Source organism: Corynebacterium sp. KPL1814 (assembly GCF_000478175.1).
Classification (GTDB): Bacteria; Actinomycetota; Actinomycetes; order Mycobacteriales; family Mycobacteriaceae; genus Corynebacterium.
The window spans coordinates 336903-357919 of sequence record NZ_KI515774.1 but is presented as its reverse complement, the minus strand read 5'-3'; the positions used below and the strand labels follow the sequence as shown (position 1 = coordinate 357919).

19 protein-coding genes are annotated in these 21017 nt (G+C 59.8%); 5 read left to right on the top strand and 14 right to left on the bottom strand.

The features are described 5' to 3' along the window. Positions 1-6 precede the first annotated feature (6 nt). From murD to HMPREF1257_RS01610, 10 genes are all read right to left on the bottom strand, one after another. Complete coding sequence (gene murD / locus HMPREF1257_RS01655; protein WP_023023074.1) at positions 7-1404, bottom strand: UDP-N-acetylmuramoyl-L-alanine--D-glutamate ligase; 1398 nt, start codon at positions 1402-1404, stop codon at positions 7-9. Between the two features lie 39 nt (positions 1405-1443). Further along, on the bottom strand, positions 1444-2556 hold the full coding sequence (gene mraY / locus HMPREF1257_RS01650) for a phospho-N-acetylmuramoyl-pentapeptide-transferase (RefSeq protein ID WP_023023075.1): 1113 nt from the start codon (positions 2554-2556) through the stop codon (positions 1444-1446). A gap of 30 nt (positions 2557-2586) precedes the next feature. Beyond that, entirely contained in the window at positions 2587-4116 is a 1530-nt protein-coding gene (gene murF, locus HMPREF1257_RS01645; RefSeq protein WP_023023077.1) for a UDP-N-acetylmuramoyl-tripeptide--D-alanyl-D-alanine ligase, read from the bottom strand. A 2-nt stretch (positions 4117-4118) separates the two neighbouring features. Beyond that, positions 4119-5654: a UDP-N-acetylmuramoyl-L-alanyl-D-glutamate--2,6-diaminopimelate ligase gene (locus HMPREF1257_RS01640; RefSeq protein WP_023023079.1), complete on the bottom strand. Its 1536-nt coding sequence runs from the start codon at positions 5652-5654 to the stop codon at positions 4119-4121. Positions 5655-5663: 9 nt separating this feature from the next. Further along, positions 5664-7532: a penicillin-binding protein 2 gene (locus HMPREF1257_RS01635; protein ID WP_023023081.1), complete on the bottom strand. Its 1869-nt coding sequence runs from the start codon at positions 7530-7532 to the stop codon at positions 5664-5666. 211 nt (positions 7533-7743) lie between these two features. Continuing rightward, positions 7744-8574 (bottom strand): hypothetical protein, encoded by an 831-nt coding sequence (locus tag HMPREF1257_RS01630; protein WP_023023083.1) that lies wholly within the window; start codon positions 8572-8574, stop codon positions 7744-7746. Continuing rightward, a complete protein-coding gene (gene rsmH / locus HMPREF1257_RS01625) occupies positions 8571-9611 on the bottom strand; it encodes a 16S rRNA (cytosine(1402)-N(4))-methyltransferase RsmH (RefSeq protein ID WP_023023085.1) in 1041 nt (346 codons plus the stop codon). Before rsmH ends, HMPREF1257_RS01630 begins: the two co-directional genes overlap by 4 nt. Before the next feature lie 168 nt (positions 9612-9779). After that, the gene (mraZ, locus tag HMPREF1257_RS01620) at positions 9780-10214 is read right to left on the bottom strand and encodes a division/cell wall cluster transcriptional repressor MraZ (protein WP_034654127.1); all 435 of its coding nucleotides are present in this window, start codon (positions 10212-10214) and stop codon (positions 9780-9782) included. Positions 10215-10654: 440 nt separating this feature from the next. Beyond that, positions 10655-11056, bottom strand: coding sequence for a DUF3040 domain-containing protein (locus HMPREF1257_RS01615; protein ID WP_023023090.1), 402 nt, complete (start codon positions 11054-11056; stop codon positions 10655-10657). A gap of 119 nt (positions 11057-11175) precedes the next feature. Continuing rightward, a complete protein-coding gene (locus HMPREF1257_RS01610; protein ID WP_023023092.1) occupies positions 11176-11619 on the bottom strand; it encodes an SAV_6107 family HEPN domain-containing protein in 444 nt (147 codons plus the stop codon). Between the two features lie 234 nt (positions 11620-11853). Between HMPREF1257_RS01610 and HMPREF1257_RS01605 the strand changes: the two genes are divergently transcribed. The 3 genes from HMPREF1257_RS01605 to HMPREF1257_RS01595 are packed head-to-tail and all read left to right on the top strand — an operon-like array spanning position 11854 to position 15071. Then, a complete protein-coding gene (locus HMPREF1257_RS01605) occupies positions 11854-12408 on the top strand; it encodes a GNAT family N-acetyltransferase (RefSeq protein ID WP_034659110.1) in 555 nt (184 codons plus the stop codon). A gap of 51 nt (positions 12409-12459) precedes the next feature. After that, positions 12460-13539, top strand: a complete 1080-nt coding sequence (locus tag HMPREF1257_RS01600) for a polyprenyl synthetase family protein (protein WP_023023096.1) — start codon at positions 12460-12462, stop codon at positions 13537-13539. 8 nt (positions 13540-13547) lie between these two features. After that, on the top strand, positions 13548-15071 hold the full coding sequence (locus tag HMPREF1257_RS01595) for an alpha-(1->6)-mannopyranosyltransferase A (protein WP_023023098.1): 1524 nt from the start codon (positions 13548-13550) through the stop codon (positions 15069-15071). On the opposite strand, the gene HMPREF1257_RS01590 is transcribed toward HMPREF1257_RS01595, so the two are convergent. After that, positions 15040-15444: an Rv2175c family DNA-binding protein gene (locus HMPREF1257_RS01590; protein ID WP_023023100.1), complete on the bottom strand. Its 405-nt coding sequence runs from the start codon at positions 15442-15444 to the stop codon at positions 15040-15042. The genes HMPREF1257_RS01595 and HMPREF1257_RS01590 overlap by 32 nt on opposite strands. Positions 15445-15454: 10 nt before the next feature. Between HMPREF1257_RS01590 and HMPREF1257_RS01585 the strand changes: the two genes are divergently transcribed. After that, entirely contained in the window at positions 15455-16765 is a 1311-nt protein-coding gene (locus tag HMPREF1257_RS01585; RefSeq protein WP_023023102.1) for a serine/threonine-protein kinase, read from the top strand. 6 nt (positions 16766-16771) lie between these two features. On the opposite strand, the gene HMPREF1257_RS01580 is transcribed toward HMPREF1257_RS01585, so the two are convergent. Further along, a complete protein-coding gene (locus HMPREF1257_RS01580) occupies positions 16772-18160 on the bottom strand; it encodes a class II 3-deoxy-7-phosphoheptulonate synthase (RefSeq protein ID WP_023023104.1) in 1389 nt (462 codons plus the stop codon). Positions 18161-18204: 44 nt separating this feature from the next. Then, positions 18205-18714 carry a polyadenylate-specific 3'-exoribonuclease AS gene (locus HMPREF1257_RS01575; RefSeq protein ID WP_023023106.1) on the bottom strand — a complete coding sequence of 170 codons (510 nt, stop codon included), beginning with the start codon at positions 18712-18714 and terminating at the stop codon, positions 18205-18207. 75 nt (positions 18715-18789) lie between these two features. Here HMPREF1257_RS01575 and HMPREF1257_RS01570 point away from each other — a divergent pair, with 75 nt between their 5' ends. Next, positions 18790-19977 carry a glycosyltransferase 87 family protein gene (locus tag HMPREF1257_RS01570; RefSeq protein WP_023023108.1) on the top strand — a complete coding sequence of 396 codons (1188 nt, stop codon included), beginning with the start codon at positions 18790-18792 and terminating at the stop codon, positions 19975-19977. On the opposite strand, the gene HMPREF1257_RS01565 is transcribed toward HMPREF1257_RS01570, so the two are convergent. Then, entirely contained in the window at positions 19883-20974 is a 1092-nt protein-coding gene (locus HMPREF1257_RS01565) for an acyltransferase family protein (protein WP_232208503.1), read from the bottom strand. The two genes, HMPREF1257_RS01570 and HMPREF1257_RS01565, sit on opposite strands and share 95 nt — an antisense overlap. Between the last annotated feature and the right edge of the window lie 43 nt (positions 20975-21017).

Below are 21017 nucleotides of genomic sequence, written 5' to 3'. Positions count from 1 at the left end.
AAAGGTCTAATCAGCGCGGGCGATATTCCGCGCCGCTGCGGCAAAAACGTCGCCGCGTTGGGCCATTCCGGTGTACATATCCAACGATGCCGCAGCCGGCGCCAAGAGGACGGTATCGCCGGCCTCGGCGTGTTGCGCGGCGGTCCGCACGGCCGCGTTCATCGCCGCCTGTGGGTCGGTGTCCTCGATGAGCTCAACCGGGGTTTGCGGGGCGCGGCGCGCCAGTGCTTCCGCGATGATGCTCTTATCGATGCCCACCAGTACCGCCGCCTTCAACCGTGCGGCGTGGGTGGCGATGAGCTCATCCACGTCCGCGCCCTTGAGCTGCCCGCCGGCGACCCAGACAACGGAGTCGAATCCCTCTAGGGCGGCATCGGCCGCGTGTGGGTTGGTGGCCTTGGAATTATCGATATAAGAAATCCCGTCGTGCTCGTGCACCACGGCGCCGCGGTGGCCGGCCACCGCATAGGCGGCCAGGCCTTCCTGTATGGCGGCGGAGCTGGCGCCCGCCAACCGCGCCACGCTCGCGGCCGCCGCCGCGTCGAGGACTCCCGCAAGGCCGGCCGGCTCGATTCCCTCGGCGGAGGCGAGATCAATGGCGTCCTCGCCGTCCAGCCTGGAGACCAAGCGCCCGGCGCTCACCCCTACCTCGCCTGCGGCCGGTTCGCCGGCGGTAAAGCCGTATACGCCGTCGATTCCTTTGGCGTAGCGGCCCGCCGCGGCATCGTCCTTGCCCACCACGGCGCGGGTGCCGTGCAGGGCCTTGGCCTTGGCACAGGCATAAGCCTCGAAGGAACCGTGCCAATCCAGGTGGTCTTCGGCCACGTTGAGTAAGACACCAACATCGGGGCGTAGCTCGCTGGACCAGTGCAATTGGAAGGACGAAAGCTCGGCGCACAGCACGTCAACCCGCGGGGTGGCGGTCAGGGCATCAAAAAGGGAGACCCCAATATTGCCCACGGCTTGGGCGCGCAGCCCGCTGCGGGCGGTATCGGCCTGCATAATCTTGGTCAGCATCCCCGTGGTGGTGGTCTTTCCATTCGTGCCAGTGACGACAAGCCAGGTGCGCTTCGGGCCGAAAACCTCGGCGTGGTCGAGGCGGTAGGCCAACTCGACATCGCCAATGACCTCCACGCCGGCGGCCTGGAAGGAGTCTAAGAGGGCGGAATCGGGCCGCCACCCCGGCGAGGTCACCACCAGGTCATACTCACCCGGTGCTGGAGCGTCGGTTGATACCGTCACTACGCCGAACTCTTCCTCCAAGGTCGATAGGGCCGCTGCGTTGGAATCGGCGACGGTGGTGTCTACGCCGAGGCGCGCGAGCATCGCCACGCACCCGCGGCCAGAAACGCCGGCTCCTGCTACAAGGACGCGCCCGCGCAGAAAAGGTGGTAGCTCAGCCATGATGAGTGCCTCAATCCTTAAATATCTAGTGCCAAAGATTTATTGCAGGTTTCCAAAGCTCACTGCAGAGAGCCAATCGCCGTAGAAGATGCAGATGCCCGCCATTGCGGCCATCGCGCTAAGCAGCCAGAAACGGGTGACAACCGCGGTTTCGGCCCAGCCGCCGTTTTCAAAGTGGTGGTGAATGGGAGCCATGCGGAAAAAGCGCTTGCCCGTCGTGCGGAAGACCACGATCTGGATGACTACGGAGACCGTCTCGATAACAAAGATGGCGCCGATGACGATCATCAGCAGCTCGGTGCGGGTGGTCACAGACAGGCCGGCGACGAGGCCACCGAGCGCGAGCGAACCGGTATCGCCCATGAAGATCTTCGCCGGTGCGGCATTCCACCACAGGAAGCCGAGGCAGCCGCCCAGGCCCGCGGCGGCGAGAACCGCAAGATCCAAGGGATCGCGGACCTCGTAGCAGCCGGCGGCCGGGGAAATCGAGCACGAGTTGCGGAACTGCCAGAAGCTAATAAGCGTATAGGCGCCCATCACCATGGCCGTGGTACCTGCCGCCAGACCGTCGAGACCATCGGTCAGGTTGACCGCATTCGACCACGCGGCGATGAGCAGGTACAAAAAGACCAAGAAGATGATCGTGCCAATAACGGCGCCGCCGACGGCGATATCGAAGGTGTCGAAATCGCGGACGAAGGAAAGGTTCGTCGAGGCGGGGGTCAGCCCATTGGCATCCGGGAATTGTAGGGCGAGGATGCCGAAGATGAGCGCGATGGCCAGCTGGCCTACCAGCTTGGCTGTTTTATTAAGTCCGAGGTTGCGCTTTTTAAACAGCTTGATGAAGTCATCGGCAAAACCCAGTCCGCCGAGTCCCATGGTCAAGAAGTAGACCAATAGCCCAGAGGGGCTAAATCCACCGTTGCCTGTCGCGCGGGCATAGATTCCCACGATGAGGTAGGCCACGGTGATGGCCAGCAGGATCGCCAGTCCGCCCATCGTCGGGGTGCCCCGCTTGCGCAGGTGGAGCTGCGGGCCGTCTTCGCGGATTTCTTGGCCTTTTCCGACGCCAGAAAAATACCGAACCAAAACTGGGGTGGTAAAAATCGCGACGAGGAAACTAACGACGCCCGCGATAATGATCTGAGTCATTGCTAGAGATCTTTCTCCTTGAGATAGGGACTAACGGCGATTGAGCTGTTCTGCCACGCGCCACAGGCGCTGGGCATTCGAGGATTTCACGAGGACGACGTCCTTGGCCGCGCGCGCGGACCAGTCCTCCACCCCAGCAGGGGCTACCCGCAAGATATTTTCCACGGCCGCGGTCGCGGCCTCGATATCGGGGCAAAGTTCAGTCTGGATGCCGTGCGCGTGCGCGGCATCCACCATGGCGACGGTATGGGCACCTTCTCCTACCGCGACGAGATGATCCACGTGGTACTTCGAGAGCACTGATCCTAGGATGCGGTGGGCTTCGACGGCCTCGCCGCCAAGCTCGCCCATCTCACCGAGCACCGCGATGGAGCGGGCATCGGGCCGGGCCGCGGAGGTATAGGCCAAGGCGGCAATCGCCGCGTGCATCGAATCCGGGTTGGCATTATAGGAATCATCGATGACGGTGACGCCATCGTGGCGGGTGCGCACGTCCATACGGTGCGCCGAGCTCGTCTGGTGGCCACTCAGCGCTCGGGCGACGAGCGCAGGTTCCACGCCCGATTCGATGGCCGCTGCGGCCGCGGCCAAGGCGTTGGAGACCTGGTGCTTGCCAAAGACCTGCAGTTTGATCTCCATCGGCGCGACGTCGGGGGCGTGGAAGGTAAAGGACGGGCGGGCGACATCGTCAAGCTCGATGTCTGTTGCGTAGTACTGCGCATCCGCGGCTTGCGGGCGATTGGCGGAATAAAATACCACCTTGGCCTGCGTGCGCGGCGCCATAGAAGCCACGAAGGGATCGTCCGCATTCAGCACCGCTACCCCGCCGTCTGCTGCGGAGGGCAGGGCCTCAATGAGCTCGCCCTTAGCTTGAGCGATATTTTCGCGCGAGCCAAACTCACCCAGGTGGGCGGTGCCTACGTTGAGCACCACGCCCACCGTAGGGGCCGTAATTTCGGTCAAGTGGCGAATATGGCCAATCCCGCGTGCGGACATCTCCGCCACGAGGAAGCGCGTATGCTCATCGCAGCGCAGGGCGGTATAGGGAAGGCCCACCTCGTTATTGAAGGAGCCGGGCGGGGCGACGGTTTCGCCCTCGGCGCGGAAGATGGTGGCCAGCAAATCCTTGGTAGAGGTCTTGCCCGCGGAGCCGGTAACGCCGACGATATCCAAACCCTGCTCCGCGGCGAGGCGGGAGGTCACCTCGCGCGCGAGATCGGATAATGCGCCAATCACGGCAGCGGCGGAACCATCCTCGTCGTTGGCATAAATATCCGCATTCGCGGAATCACCGGTCACGCGGCCCTGCGGCTTGACGATGACCGCCGGTACCCCCACCGGCCGAGCGGCCAGCACGGCCACGGCGCCTTGTTCTATGGCTTTTTCTGCAAAATCATGGCCATCGACGCGGGCGCCGGGCAGGGCTACGAACAAGCTGCCGCTGGTGACCTTGCGCGAGTCAAACTCCACGAAACCGGTCACGCGTTCATCGGGATCATCGACGCTATCCAGGCTACCGCCGGTTATCGCGGCGATATCTCCAATAGAAAGTGGAATCATTACTACTCCTTCGTATCCCTAAGAGTATCGCGATGCGCTGTTCCTGCCAGCTTTTCCTCAATGGCGCGCGCCATTTCCTCTCGGTCATCAAAGTGCAGCGTGCGCTCGCCGACGAGTTGGCCTACCTCGTGGCCCTTGCCGACGACGATGATGGCATCGCCCGGCTGCGCCCAATCCACCACTTCATCAATGGCGCGTGCGCGCGAGCCCTGCTCCCGGATATCGGCGCCCGGTGCAGCGTCCCGTGCACCCTGGATGACCGCCGCGCGGATAGCGGCGGGGTCTTCGGTGCGCGGGTTATCATCGGTGACCACCGTGAGATCCGCCCGGCTGGCCGCAGCCGCTCCCATAATCGGGCGCTTGGTGCTATCGCGGTCTCCGCCGGCGCCGACGACGACGCCCACGCGCCCGGAGGTGCCCTCCAATTGCAGGCGCAGGGTATCGAGAACCGCAGCAATGGCCGCAGGCTTGTGGGCATAATCCACCACGGCCACAAAATCCTGCCCGCGGTCGATCCTTTCCATGCGCCCAGGAACGGCGACGTTTTCCACGCCGGTCAAAAAGACCTGCGGGTCTTCGCCCACGGCGGTGGCCATTCCCAACGCTAGTGCGGCATTGGCGATATTGAACTCGCCGGGCAGCGGCAACCGGAAGGAGTAGTCGGTGCCGTCCAGGTTCAGGTCAACCTCCTGTGCACCGGTGGCCTCGGTGGCCGTCTGCCGGGCGGTGATCGTAGCATGGCCTGGGCGCGTTGCCACCGTCGTCACCGGGGCACCGGCGTCTCCTACCATTCCGTGCAGGCGCTCGCCCCATTCATCGTCAACGCAGATGACCGCGCGCTGGGCGGCCTGCTCACCTAGGAACAGCCGGGACTTGGCCGAAAAGTATTCCTCCATCGTGGGATGGAAATCCAGGTGGTCCTGGCTTAGGTTGCTGAATCCAGCCACGGCAAAGTTGGTGCCGCGCACACGGCCGAGCTCCAAAGCGTGGGAGGAGACCTCCATGACCACGTGGGTGACCCCCTCGTCTTTCATGCGGGCGAAAAGCTCTTGCAGACGTGGGGCTTCCGGCGTGGTCAAGGAGGTGGGCACCGGCGTGCGATTGATGCGGGTGCCGGTGGTGCCGATAAGTCCGACGGAGTGGCCAGCCTGCAAGAGGCCAGCTTCCAGCAAGTAACTAGTCGTGGTCTTGCCGGAGGTGCCGGTAATACCGAAGACCGTGAGATCGCGGGTGGGGTGCCCATAAATTTCTGCCGCGATGGGACCTAGGACGGCGCGGATATCGTCCACGACGATAATCGGGCGGGCCTCGTTAGCCTGACGGAGGTGGTCGAGCCCGGCGGCATCGGTAAGCACCGCGCCTGCCTTGGTATCCCCGACGAACTGCGCACCGTGCACGCGCGTGCCGGGAAGGGCCGCAAATAACGCGCCCTCGGGAAGGCTAGCGGAATCCAAGCCGCACGCGCTGACCTCAACGGTGCCATCACCGATGACGCGTCCGTGCGAAAGCTGCGCAAGTTTTTCTAAGGAAACAGACATTTCACGCTCCTATTGTTCCCGCAGGGTCATCCGCGGCGCTGGTGTCGAGGTGGGAATATTGTCGCGATTGAGCAGCCAGGAAGAAATATCCCGGAAGATGGGGGCTGCGGACTGGCCGCCGCCGCCATTGTCTTCCACGCCGGACTTGGGCTCATCGAGCATGACTGCGACGACGAAACGTGGGTCATCGGCAGGCGCAATGCCCGCGAAGGTAATCCAGTACGCGGAATTAGAATACGCCCCTGAATTCGGGTCCACCTTCTGCGCGGTACCGGTCTTGCCGGAGAGCTGGTAGCCATCCAATTGCGCATTCGCGGCCGTGCCGTTTTGCACGCCGGCATCGTCGTCTTGGAAGACGGCGCGGAACATATCCACCGCGGTCTTAGCGGTTTCCTTGTACACTACCTGGGTCTTCTTCGGCTCGGGCAGCTTTTCCGTCTCGCCATCGGGATCTTTGATCTCGTCGATGATGCGCGGTTCGATGCGCTCGCCGCCGTTGGCCAATGCTTGGTACACGCTCGCCATCTGCAACGTCGTCCACGCCTGGCCCTGGCCAATAGGCAGATTGGCAAAGGTGCCGCCCGACCACTGCTCTTGATCTGGCACTGTGCCGGCGGATTCATTCGGCAGCTCAATGCCCGTGTTAGCGCCCAAGCCAAACTTCTTCAGGTACTCCGCATATTTCTCCGGTCCGAGTTTATCCGCGATCATCAAGGTACCCACGTTGGAGGACTTACCAAAGATGCCGGTGGTGGTATACGGCTCGGTGCCGTGATTCCAGGCATCATTGACGGTCACGCCAGCCATATCGATGGAGCCCGGCACTTGGTGCACTTCATCCGGAGTGGTGATGCCCTCCTGCAACGCCGCTGCCGCCGTCACTATCTTAGCAACGGAACCGGGCTCATAGGGGTGGGAAATGCTGCGGTTCTCGAAGTCCTTGCCCTCTTTGAGCTGGTCTTCGATATTCTTATTCGGATCCACCGTATCGGTATTGGCCATGGCGAGCACCTGGCCCGTCGCGGCATCAAGCACTACTGCCTCGGCACCTTCCGCCTGCGAATTGGCCTTGGCCTTTTCCAGCTTTTGCTGGACGTAAGTCTGCAGATCCAAATCCAGGGTGAGGGTGACATCGCGGCCATCAACGGCATCCACGACGTCGCGCAGCGTGCCGGGGATGACCTGCCCATCGGCGGAGACATCCTCCGTTGACTGCCCATCGATACCGGTCAGCTCGGTATCGCGGGCGGCCTCAAAGCCAAATTGGCCGTGGCCATCCATCGAGACCTTGCCCACGACATTTTCTGCAATCGCCCCATTCGGGTACTGGCGGATATCTTGCCGGTCAGCCGCGACGCCGTGGTACTTATTGGAAATCTCTACGGCGACATCCGGGTCCACATTGCGGACTAGGACCTCGTACTGCGTATCGGCCTTGAGCTTGTTTTTAATATCGCCCGCATCCACCTTGGAGGCAGAGGCACCCGAATCCTCAATCATCTTCGGGATGCCCTCAGCCATCTCCTTGAGCTTGTCCTCCATTTGGTTGGTGAGGTACTCATCTTTTTTGCTGTCATCCATGTCCTCGAGTTTTCCCTCGGACGTGGCTTCCATTTTCGCCTGCTCTTTGAGCTCATCGCGCAGGCGCGTGGGAGAGACAGTCAAGGAACGAGACTTCATTGTATAGGCCAATCGCTGGCCATCCCGGTCTAGGACCTCTCCCCTGCGGGCCGGATCGATGTAGACGCGTTCGCGCTGGGTAACAGCCTTCGCCGCAAGGTCTGGGCCCCAGACCAATTGCACCCACGCAAGGCGGCCGCCCAAAGCGACGGTGGCGACGACAACGCAGGTCAAAATGATGCGCAGGCGCTGGCGCATGATCGCTTTTTGGGGCACAACAGAGCTAGCAGCGCGGCGCGGCCGCGGACGGTATCCACGGTTGCCACCATTATTCGGTGCAGTCACGGTGCTCAGTCACCTTCCCTTCGCCGCCACAGGTTGTTGCGTGTATCGATTGTGCCCTACAAGATGGGCAGTGCCCGCGCTACCACGCGCGAGCACAGAGAATTTCACCACTTATTCTGTCCGTTTAATCGTCCTGGCTGGTGTACGGCGCGCGGGCGGGAAGGTTGGGGCGAGTATCGCTAGCGTTATCGTTGTTATCGTCGTCATCGCTGCCGCGGTGCTCATCCCGCTCCTCGTCCGTGTCGTTGCCGCGGGCATTTTGCTGCTGCCCGCGCGGCACGGCGTTGAGGGAATCAGACATTCCCTCCGTATCCTTCGGGTCACTTGAGGCTTGGCCCGGGCGGATGGGTTCACCGTTGACATCGATAAGCTTTTCCGTATCCGGAGTGCCTTCGCGCTTGGCGACGATCTCGCCATCCCCGCCTACCTCAGTCACGCCGGGTTGCTTGGGCACGGCCATGCCCAATTCATCCGCGCGGCGGGCAATATCCGCAGAGGAGCTCAAGTTTTCTGCATCACGGTTCAGCGATTCAATCTGGTTATCCAACTGCGATTCCTGCACCGTCAGCTGCTGGATTTTAAACGTCTGTGAGGTGGACAAACCAGAAAGCCACATGGCCAGCACGACCCCGCCAATGAGCAAGGTAACGGCCAAGACGGCAACGCGGGCAAAAGCATTATTCTGCTTCGTCTGCTGTTGCAGCCGCCGTCCGCGGAAACTGACGACCTGCTTCGAACCAAGCCGGTTTGCTCCACGGTGTGGAACCCGGGTACGGCTAGGGGCCGTGCGGCGCGCCGTTTTGCCGGCGGCCCTAGTGGAGGTGCGCTCGCGCACTGCGGTCGGCGCTCCCGTGTCGATTCCGGTGGTGAAGTCTCGGCTGGCGCCCATGCTGCGAGTGGCCTCTCTGTCGCGGCTATCCGTTAAGTGCTGGTTTCGGCGTGGGATGGTGCTCATTTCTTGCCTCCCGGGGGTAAAAATTCTGGCGTGCCTTCGAGCCGTTCTAGGGCGCGCACGCGCACCGACGCGGCGCGGGAATTTTCTTCTACTTCCGCCTGCGATGCCTTTTCGGCCCCACGGGTAACCGTGGCGAATTCCGGTGCGGTGCCCGGCAGGTCCATCGGCAAGCCGGCTGGCGTGGTGGACGTAGAAAGATCCTTGAATGCTGCCTTCACAAGGCGGTCTTCTAAGGACTGGTAGCTCATAAAGACCGCGCGCGCCCCAATAGAAAGCGCACTGGTAATCACGGGGAGCACATTTTCAATGGCCTCCAGCTCGCGGTTTACCTCTACCCGCAGCGCTTGGAACGTGCGCTTTGCCGGATGCCCGCCCGTGCGGCGCGTTGCCGCCGGAATGGTCGAGTAAAGAAGCTCAACCAAGCGGCCTGAGGTGCTAAATGGTTCCTTCTCGCGCTCCTTGAGTACTGCGGAGGCAATCTTGCCCGCGAAGCGCTCGTCGCCATAGGTCTTGAGAATCCGTGCTAAGTCTCCGTGCGAATACGTATTGAGTACGTCAGCGGCGGTAAGCCCGTGGCTGGGATCCATCCGCATATCCAGCGGCGCATCCGTCTTATAGGCAAAGCCGCGCTCTGCCTGATCCAGCTGCATGGAAGAAACGCCCAAATCAAAGAGGGCCCCCGCGATTCCGTGGGCGCGGGCAGCATCAAAGATTTCGCCCTCGCCCTGGGCGATGGCGGTGCCGAGCTCATCGAAGCGAGCATTGACCGCACAAAAACGCGGGCCGTAAGGCTCTAGCCTGGCCGAAGCATTGCGCAACGCCTGCTCATCGCGGTCCACACCGATAACGCGCGCCTGCGGAAAGGTCTGGAGGAAGTACTCGCTGTGGCCGCCGGCACCCAAGGTGGCATCGACAAGCACAGCCTGCGAACCCGCAGCCTCTACCCCGGGGCGCAGGAGCTCTGCCATGCGCTCGCGCATGACCGGCACATGGCCGTGGTTATCCGCCACATCGTAATTAAGGTCAGTTGTAGCCATGTCTCCCCGCGTCCCCCTTTCTTATTTCCGCTGTGCAGGACTTCCTATCGTGGAAAGCACGACGAGTGCATATAGGGCCCTGTCCGAGGCAGGTTTCTGATATCGGGGAAGTACACCAGAATCATCCGCCTCGGACAGAGTCCTTACACGCACTCGAGATGCGGGCTTTTACAGCAAGCCCGCAAGTACGTCATCGGCATCTGCTGCCGAATAAGCATCTTCAGTTTGCGATTGATACTCAGCCCACGCGGCTGCATCCCAAATTTCGAGGAAATCTACCGAGCCAACCACCACGCACTCTTTGGACAAACCCGCGTACTCACGGTGGCCTGCGGACAAGGTGATACGACCATGCCCGTCGGGCCGCTGTTCGTCCGCGCTTGCCGCCAAGTTACGAATGAAAGCGCGTGCTTCCGGATTGGTTCGAGAAACCGCCGCAGCCTTCCGTGCGCGTTCGGCGAACTCCTCGCGTGGGTACACGGCCAAAGAATGGTCTTGCCCCTTGGTGACCATCAGGCCACCTGCGAGTTCATCGCGAAATTTTGCAGGAAGCGTTAAGCGCCCTTTGTCATCAAGTTTCGGAGTGTAGGTTCCGAGAAACATCCCGGCGTCCACCTTCCTCACTCGACAACTCCGGATTCCCTCACGGCAGAAGTGAGTTTTTCAACCCCATTCCTCCGCTGCGCCCCACTCTACCCCACTTTCCCCCACATGCCCCACTTAAAACGCCATATTCTTAACAACTCAAAAAGTATATGCAGTTAAAGGGGTGTTTTTACGGTGGGCAGAATTCCCGCGGACCGCCTTGACAGCCCCGGAGATCCACCCCTTTAATCCCACCTACACCATCAAAGTTACTTCACCCCATAGACCACTTACAGCGCATTACCTGCTTATTGCACAGGTATTCACCCTCCAGTACCCACAATCCCCCACCGCACCGCAGTTTTGGTGAAAAGGTGGGACAAAGTGGGAAATTTTGGTGAGCCATAAAAAATCCCCAGCCACCCTTCCTGGTGACTGGGGAAATGAAGAGTCCGCGGTTAACTCTCCTCAAAGCGCCGACGGAAGTTTTCTTCCAGCTTGCTGCCTACTCCATTGCTGCGAGACGACGCTGCCTTCTTTGACCGTCCATTGGAAGACTTTTTCTTTCCCGCGCTAGCGGGTTGGTCACCACGAAGCATCCATACGCCAGCGGCGAACATAACAAGGAATCCTGCAATGGACAGCGCAATAAACCACAAACTTTGCTGCGCCAAAGCCACGCCGCCGACGAGCATGCACAGACCAACCACGATGAGCGCAATTCCACGCAGGGTAACTGCGCCGCCGGAACCGCCGATCGAGGTAGATTCAGACACAGAAGCGCCAAATTTAGGATCGTCCGCTAATAACGATTCCTCTATTTCACGGAGCGTGCGTTGCTCCTGTTCAGAAAGAGACACTATTCCTCCAACTAGGGACTGGGCTTCGGCCGATATATCTTCTACCAATACTAACGTCCAGAGTAACCAGTATGTTCCCCAAAAGGTAGTTATTCCCCTCAACAGTGATTATGCCGCAGTTATGCCGCAAAAGAACCCAGGATCGTCTCTGTTTCGCTCTCATCTAAAAATTGCGCTGCCTGCTGCATTAATCCGTAGACATACTCCTCGTCCGGAGTTGCATCCAAGCCAGATGCCACCCGGGCGCGAGTGCGAGAATAGGACTTAAAAGCCTCCGCCCACTGCTTTTCTTCGGCCCCAACTAGAGCCAAACGGTCCCACGCACTCGTTGGCAGGCGCCGGCGGCGAGAGACCACCGATACCGCTACCCGTGCGCCAGCCGTACGCAATGCAGACTGATAGGCCACCTCCAGCGCCTGATCAAAGCGGCCATCCGCCGCGTAGCTTCTCGCCTGATCTAATAGCTCGCGGGCCTGAAAAAGAAAGTGAGCCCGCTTCGCGCCCTGCTTGCCAGCGAAGCGACCGATAGAGCGGGACTGCGTTGCGGAAATAATCTGTGCCATTGTTTTTCTCCTGTACTGCGCAAATAACTAACCGTGTTCGATTGCCGTTTACTTTAAGTAGCCAACCGGACATCTAGCTTCTATTATAGTTCACCTGTTCGAATTAATCAAGAGTTTCACCAGCCATAACCCCACGTATATCGAACATTGTTCGAACTTTTTCCTTGTTCGACTGAATAACCCCACCCCACCCTCGTCCGCCGGTAGCCGCACGTATCTGGTGTGATAGATACTGTGAGTTTCGAAATCCGCCGCTTAACCCCGCAAGAGTTCTCAATGTTGTCTCCTCAGCTCGTGGAGATCTACATCGAGGCAATGGGCTATGACCCGGTCACGTTTTCGCGCAGTGTTGACCATTGGCGGACGGATTCCATGCGCCCAGGGTTTACAGCGCTTATCGCCACGCATGACAACGGCGTCGTGGGTGTGGCATATGGATTTTTGGGGTCCCCGGATAGCTGGTGGGATTCCGAACTGCGCCGCGCCCTGCGCCGCAATGGCGGCCCAACGGAGTCCGAATGGCGCATGCTGCGCAGCTACTTTGAGGTGGCTGAAGTACACGTGTTGCCGTCTTTTCAAGGACACGGTTTAGGTAGGCAGCTACTAAAAGGTTTGCTATGGAATATCCCTGCCCACTACGGCTTATTGTCAACGCCGGAAGCGCCACAGGAAGCCAACGGGGCTTTTCGCCTCTACCGCTCCGTGGGTTTCTTTGATGTCGTGCGCCACCATCGCTACCCCGCAGATCCCCGGCCTTTCGCCATTTTGGGAGTGAGCCTGCCACTATAAACCTGCGTTATTTCTTCTTGGCGCTAGGCGGTATCGTGTGGAGATGTGACTATGACGAATATTCCTGAGCTTGCGGATATCCCCGGCGCGGTGCGCGAAAAATTAGCCATCTTCTTGGACCAGCGCCGGGATCACGTGGCAGAGATTGGCGCCCCGGTCAGTTCCGCCATGAGCGTCTTGGAATCGTTCGTCCTCGACGGCGGAAAAAGGGTGCGCCCCATGTATGCGTGGGCGGGTTACCTCGCCGCAGGCCGCGGTTCGGAATCCCCTGAGGCCATGCTGCGCGCGGCGTCCTCGCTGGAGTTCATCCAAGCTTGCGCACTTATTCACGATGACATCATTGACGCGTCGAATACCCGGCGCGGGAAACCGACGGTGCATCGGGAAGCAGAGCGCCTCCACCGTGAATCCGATTTCTTAGGGGATCCGGAGTTCTTTGGCACGTCCGTCGCCATCTTGGTGGGTGATTTTGCGCTGGTCTATGCCGAGGATATGTTTCAGGATTCTGGGCTTAGCTCGGAGGCTTTGCAGCGTGCGCGCAAGCCCTGGCGGGGAATGCGCACCGAGGTTTTGGGTGGCCAATTGCTCGATATTTCCCTCGAGGCAGCCGGTTCCGAATCGGTAACGCTGAGCAATTCCGTCAATCGCTATAAAACCGCAGCTTATACCATCGAGCGGCCCCTGCATTTGGGCGCTGCCATCGCGGGTGCGAGCGAAGAGTTAATCTCGGCTTTCCGCGGTTATGGGCACGATATCGGCATTGCCTATCAGCTGCGCGATGACCAACTTGGGGTCTTTGGGGATCCTGCGATCACTGGCAAGCCCGCCGGCGACGATCTGCGGGAAGGCAAGCGCACGGAGCTTCTCGCCCTAGCGCTCCAGCGCGCCGATGAACGCGATCCCAGCGCCGCCGCTACCCTGCGGAAATTCATTGGCCGCACTTCGGATCCGCAGGACTTGCTGCGCCTATCCCAAATCATTGCGGATTCCGGCGCCCCCGATGAGATTGAGCGCCGCATTACCGCGTTGACGGAATCCGGGTTGGCTCATTTGCGTGCGGCGAACGTGGACCCGCAGATCACGGAAACGCTAGAGCACCTAGCAATTCAGGCAACGACGCGCCAAAAGTAGGGATTATTGTGGCCAAAACCTATTCCCTGCCAGTCCCCCGCGCGCTCCCGCTGGGCCTCGTGGCCTCGTGCGTGCTCCTTTTCTCGTCCTTTTCCGGCGGCTCGACTCGCAATCGCGGCGGCGTGCTCGAAGCGCTCAATATCGGCTTTTTGTCGTATGGTCACGGGCGCAACCTCGGGTTGGTGCTGTATTGGGTGGGCATCTTCCTCCTCGCCGCCGCCTGGGTGCTTGCCGGGCGCATGATTATTCGCCGGCAGCTTAAGAACCCGAGCCCGGAGGGAGGAGTGCGCGAGTTACAACGCATCCTTATCGCATGGGTGACCCCGCTGCTTTTCGCAGGCCCCGTGGCTTCGCGGGACGTGTATTCCTACCTCATGCAGGGCGCCATGGTCCGCGATGGGTTCGACCCGTATACCGAGGGCGCCGCCGTCAACCCGGGGCCTTTCCTGCTAGAAGTCTCACAAGATTGGCGCAATACCACCACCCCGTACGGGCCGCTGCACCTGTGGATTGGCAAGATCATCACCACTGTCGTGGGCGATAACGTCACCGCCGGGATCATCATCTATAAGCTGCTTTCCCTGTCAGGCTTTGTCCTCATTGCGTGGACGGTACCACGCATCGCCCGAAAGCTCGGCGCGGATCCGGCGGTCGCGCTGTGGATCGGCGTTGCCAACCCGCTCATCATCTTGCATCTTATCGGTGGCATGCACAATGAATCCCTCATGGTTGGCTTGGTGTCCTTGGGGCTTTTGGCCGCGCTGCACCAGCGCTTCCACGCCGCGCTGCTGTTAGTCGGCACGGCGGTGGCGATGAAGGCTACCGCGATCTTTGCCGCCCCCTTCATCGTTTGGCTCATGCTGCACCGCTACGCGCCCAAGGGTTCTACCGCGGTGCGCACGGCGGTGGTCTTCTTCTGCTCAGGTGTCATCGCGGCCGTGGAAATCATCGCCTCAGTGGCGCTTATTACCTGGGCCTCTGGCACCTCTTGGGGCTGGCTTTCCCAAGTAAGCGGAAACTCCAAGGTGATTAACCCCTTGGCGGGCCCGACATTGGCCGCGGACATCATCGTCCCAGCGGTCCACATTTTTGACCCTGACGCCTCTTATAACGCCATTTTGGGGGTTCTGCGCACGATCGCGATGGTATGCATGCTCATCGGATTGGTCATCGTATGGTGGCTAAGCCGGCATACGGCCCGCGATGCGATTATGGGCACCGCGGCGGCCTACCAGGTTGCCTTCGTCTTCAACTCGGTGACTCTGCCGTGGTACTACGCCTCCATCTTCACGCTTATGGGCACCTTCCGCCCGCCGCTGTGGCTGCTGAAGTTTACTTCTGGCGTAGCGCTATTTATTAGCTTGAGCTTTTCCGGCGACGGCAACCACCAGCTCTATAACTGGTTCTGGGTCATTGGCGTCATCGTATTGTCTTGGTCCGCAACGCAGTGGATGTTCGATGGCGTTGGTCCCAAAGGCCCTCAACGCCCTAGGCGCAGGGCTAAAAAGCAGACGCCTGTGCCCGCCGAATAACTTCGCGCGCAAGGTGTCCGTGCAGGGCATCGATAGGCCGGCCTGGCAAGGAGACATCTGCGGTAAAAAGGTGGCGCAGGATTTCTTCGTCGTCATAGCCGCCATCGGAAAGCACGGTAATAACGGCCGTGACATGCTTGGCGATGCTCCCCTTATCATTGAAAAATGCGAGCGGCACGCGCTTGCCTTCGGGTGAGTCCCAAACAATGAATTTGCGGTCCTGGAGCAGGTCATAAGCGCGCGTAATGGGAAGACCCAGCTTGTCTGCCACCTGCTGCATGCTGAGCAGCTCTTCGCCGGCCAATAAGGAATTCAGGGAATTTTCTGCATTAGTCACGCCACCTACTTTAACGCTGCCTAGGGGATCGGCCATACTGGGAGGTATGACTAGGTTGGAAATTGGTGACGTGTTGGAAGACCGTTACCGCATCGATCGCCCCATCGCCCGCGGCGGTATGTCTACCGTCTATCGCTGCGTGGATATGCGTTTGGGCCGCCAAGTGGCCGCAAAGGTCATGGATGAGCGTTATGACGATGACCCAGTTTTTATCAAGCGCTTTTCCCGCGAGGCCCGCGCGATGGCGCGATTGCAGCACCCCAACCTCGTGGCCATTCATGATTTTTCCGCCGATGGCGAGCCCATCTACCTCATCATGGAGCTTATCGATGGCGGCACCTTGCGCGAGCTGCTTGCCGAAGGCGGCCCGCTTACCGTCCCCGCCGCATTATCGACGCTGCGCAGCGTGCTCCAAGGATTGACCGAGGTGCACTCGACGGGGCTTATCCACCGCGATATTAAGCCGGATAACGTGCTCATTACCTCTCATCACCGGGTGAAATTGGGCGATTTCGGCTTGGTGCGTGCGAGGAATGCGCAGGCGACCTCGAATATGATCGTCGGCACCGTCTCGTATTTGGCGCCGGAACAGGTCACCGGTGAGGACATAACCCCCGCCACCGACGTGTACTCCGCAGGAATTGTACTTTTTGAACTCCTGACTGGAACCGTGCCCTTCTCCGGGGATACCCCGATCGCGCACGCTACCGCACGCCTATACGCGGATGTTCCCGCCCCATCCACACGGGGTGAGGACGTACCCAAGCTTGTTGATGCCCTCGTGGCCACCGCCACTGCCCGCGATCCCCGCGAGCGCTTTGCCGATGCCGGGGAATTTTTAGATGCCCTCGAGGATATTTGCCGGGAATTGGATCTGCCCACGGTCACCATCCCGGTCCCCCGCAATGCCGCTGCTGCGCGCACCGCGCAAACGCCCACTGACTATTCCGGCATCGGCGCCACGGATGTATTTGAGCCCACGCGGACCATCCCGCAGGGCGCCACCGAGCACTTGGACGGCGGGCCCACCGAGGTCATTCCTCCCGAGCCGGATCCGCAGCAGCCGGACTTTGAAACGCGCCTCGACGTACCCAAGGCGCCCGTGGACGATTACCCGGGGCCGGCCCCGGCGCCTGTCCCCGCCCCAGCGCCGGCTGCGGGCGTGGGCGCGGCAGCAGCGCAGCCCCCGGCGCAGGCGGCAGAAGAAGAACCCGCTGAGCGGCCACTAACCAATCGCCATCCAGCCTCACTGCTGGTCTTTCTCCTCGCAGTGGTGGTGGCAACCGGTGCGGTCGCTATCAGCGGGTGGTGGTTTGGTTCCTCCTATTACGAAGGAACCCCTTCCCTCTGGGTCTAGAGGGAACTAGTTCCGCAGCATCTCCGCGATGAGGAAGGAGAGCTCTAGGGACTGTTGCGTGTTCAGGCGCGGATCCACGGCGGATTCGTAGCGGCCCGGCAGATCCAGGTCGGTGATGTCCTCGGCGCCGCCGAGGCATTCCGTGACATCTTCGCCGGTGAACTCGAGGTGCACGCCGCCCGGGTGGGTGCCCAAATCGCGGTGTACCTCGAAGAAGCCCTGCACCTCGTCGACGATCTTGTCGAAGTGGCGGGTCTTGTACCCGTTGGACGAGGTAAAGGTATTGCCGTGCATGGGGTCGGACTGCCACACCACGGTGTGCCCGGAGTCTTCGACGGCCTTGATGATGGGTGGCAAAACACTGCGGACCTTGTCGTGCCCCATGCGGGAGATGATGGTCAAGCGGCCGGGCTCGCGGTTGGGATCCAGCTTTTCGGCATATTCCACGGCCTGCTCAGGCGTGGCACCAGGTCCGAGCTTGATGCCCACGGGGTTGCCGATCATGGCGGCAAAGTTGACGTGGAAGTCATCCAGGCCACGAGTGCGCTCACCAATCCACACTTGGTGCGCGGACAGGTCATAGAGCTTGGTGTCTCCATTATCGTCCTGGCCTAAGCGCAGCATGGAACGCTCGTAATCCTTCAGCAGCGCCTCGTGCGAACAGTAAATTTCCGCCGAGTGCAAGGTGGAGTCCTGCACGCCGCAGGCGTTCATGAACTTCAAGCCATTTTCGATCTCGCGGGCCAAGTCTTGGTAGCGGGCACCGGCGCGCGATTTACGGACGAACTCGCGGTTCCATTCGTGCAGGCGGTAGAGATCAGCGGTACCAGAGGAGGTCAGGGAGCGCACCAAGTTCATCGCCGCAGAAGAGTTAGCGTAGGCGCGGATCATGCGGGCCGGGTCGTGACGGCGATCCTCATCGGTGGGTTCCACGCCATTGACAATGTCCCCGCGGTAATTCAACAAGCCATTCGCGTCCGTATCAGAAGAACGCGGCTTCGCATACTGCCCAGCAATGCGTCCTAACTTCACCACTGGAACGGAAGCGCCATAGGTCAAAACGACGGCCATCTGCAGCAAGGTCTTGACGTTGCCACGAATATGCGGTTCGGTATTCGATTCAAAGGTTTCGGCACAATCGCCGCCTTGCAGGAGGAAGGCGTTGCCTAGTGCGACATCGGCAAGCTGCCGCTTAAGCTTCTCAATCTCCGGGGCAACCACGATGGGCGGCACCGACTCGAGAATCTTGCGCACGTTATCGGCTTGGGTGGGATCCCAACTGGGCTGTTGCTTTGCGTCACGCTTGATGACGTCCTGGAAGACCTCCTCAATGCCCTCTGGCAAAGGTGGAAGATCAGGCAGAACACTTTGCGGAATATCTACTGTCCAACTCACTCTTCCATTTAACCATCTGCTGCCTGTAGATTGGTAGTTAAATGCTAGAAATTGATTCTATTGCCCTTGGACAAGGGCAAGACCTCGGTGCAGGCGCGGAATTTGGCGAGGTTATGGCGGGCATCGACAAGCGCATCGTGATTGCCCCTAGGCACGGCCGGCAAGCTGGGGCGGCCGGCGAACTCCCATAGCTGCTTCAGCTCGCGGGTATAGCGCGGCAGCCGCTTGGGCAAGCTCGCCATATCTCCCCACAACTGCGCCAAAACCACGTGGTCATACGCACCGACCCAAGCCCACAATTCAATAGGCGTAGAACTGCGCGTGAGAAACTCCAGGATTTCCGTGCGAATGGTGCGCGCCGGCTTCCATGCGGAATCCTGGGGGCTGGGCAGCTTGGCCAACACGTTTTCCTTAACCCATGAATTGGCCTTTGACGGGTCAAAATCCGTCGATACGGCATAATATTCACTTCCGTTTTCACCGACGATGCCGATGGAGACCAATTCAATGGTCTTGCCATCCTCGATAAATTCGGTGTCATAGAAGTAACGCACGTCTCCCAAGCCTAGCGCTGCAGCGATGGGCGCGGGAAATTGGCCCCGCGATCGCGCCACTGTAAAGTTTTGCGGGTGAGCAGAACCGATAATAAAGCCCTGTGGACCACCGCCCTCCCCTTAATCCTGTCCGCGCTTGCGGCGCTGTGGTGGATTATCGATATTCCTGCCTTATTCTCCGGCGATTTTCGCGCCTTTTACCACATTGACCTCGATGTTTACCGCGAAGGTGGTGCCGGCTTCGGCAGCGATCTTTATGACCGCGACTATTTCGTAGGCACCGACCGCAACTTTTCCCTGCCATTTACCTACCCACCATTTGCGGCCCTGCTCTTCGCCCCGCTGCAGTGGATCCCCCTTACCACTGCCGCCGTGATGATCACGATCCTCTCCGCAGTCGCATTGTGGGTCTGCATTGCGCTGGTATTGCGCTCCCTCAACTGCCAGGAATGGACGGCCTGGGCGCTTTTTGCCGCCATGCTGGCCGAGCCGATTACACAGACTTTTAGCTTCGGCCAGATCAACATCCTGCTAACCGCACTCGTGGTCATCGATTTGCTTTGGGTGAAAAAGGCTCGCGGCGTTCTGACCGGCATCGCCATTGCCATCAAGCTAACCCCCGCCGTCTTTTTGGCCGTATTCTTCGTCCGCCGCGAATGGAAGGCCTTCTTTACTACCCTGGGTTCCTTCGTGGCCGCCGGCCTCATAGCCTTTGTTGCCAATCCACATAGCTCGATTGAGTATTGGACCTCCACCTTGCGCGATTCCGAGCGCATCGGCGGCCTAGCCTATAGCGCCAACCAGTCCCTGCGCGGGCTGTTTACCCGCTTAAGCCCCGATAACGCAGAAACTCTGTGGCTCATTGGCGTGATCGTCGTCATCGCAATTGTGTGGTTTGCCATGAAGCGCCTTTCCCACGGCAATCAAGTCGTGCTCATGCTGCTGGCGGCATCCGTTTCGCTACTGTGCTCCCCCGTATCGTGGTCGCACCACTTCACCTGGCTGGTATTAGCAGGCGTCTACTTGGTTGCGAGCCGCCGCTGGTTCCTCGCCGCGCTCACTTGGCTATCGCTATTTGCCCGCGGACACTGGCAAGTTCCGCATACCGAGGACCAGGAACTAGATTGGACGTGGTGGCAGCACATCGTTGGCAATGACTACGTCATTATTACCGTGTTGTTGGTTGTTTGTTCGCTACCATTGGCTCTACGGCGGGGCGGCGCCGATCGATCCGCGGCGGAACCAGTGTCCAGCCAAGGATAGGGACCTTCCCCAGTGCCCACAGCGCCAGCGAAGAAATGGCCGTAAAGATAAAGCACATACCGATCCAGAACCACGTGTTTTCCAGCGGCCACGCTCCAGCCAAGGACACGACATAATCGTGATGCGCCATGTAGTACCCATAGCCTACGGTCAAGCCAATAGGGTGCGACAGATAAATAGGTAGCGTGTGCCGTCCGACGAACTTCACGCCTTCTGCAATCCACGGAATATGGCTAATGAGCACGGCCCCAATAATGCCCGCAGGCACCTCCAGAGTCTGTTCCACGAGGCGCACTAATAGGTTGATATCTCCCCAACCCAAAAAGTCCGCGCCCAGCAGGGGCCAGTTAAAAGCAACATCAGCATCGTTGCCGTCCCACACATGGCGCAGGGCCAGGCCTGCACAATAAGCGCCGATGGCAGAGGCATAAGCTCCAACACTACGCATGCTCCACGAGCCGTGGAACACCTCTTCTGCAGCAGTGGCGAAACGCGTGATTGGCTCGCGAAGATAGGCGGCGCCTACAAAGATGGGAAGGAACATAATGGCTTTGCCAATAAACTGAAATTGTTCCTGCCACGGAATAAAAAGCACGGGAGTAAAGCTCAGTCCAATTCCTGCCCACGCCGGTAAGGCACGCACACACCACAAAAATATATTGAACAAAATGAGCGCGTGGATAAACCATGCCATCGTATGACCAAGCAAAAGATTTTGCACCATCTCGGTCATACCCATGGAGGAGTCACCGAAAACCCACTGGTATTCCAGCTGTTTGGTCATATGCTCCACGGACATCCACACCAAATAAGGGATGAGGAAAAACCAGAGCCGGCGGGTAAATAACTCCGCGAAACTATAACGAAAGACTTTATAAGAGAAGTAGCCGGAGACCAGAAAGAACAGAGGAAGGCGCAGGGGGTCGAGAAAGGTATTGAGAGTTGCTAGCCACGTTTGTTCGGCCTCTGGCACCTTCAGCGTGATGTGCAGGAGCACCACGCCGATGATAGAAATTCCTTTTGCGGTATCCGGCCACGCT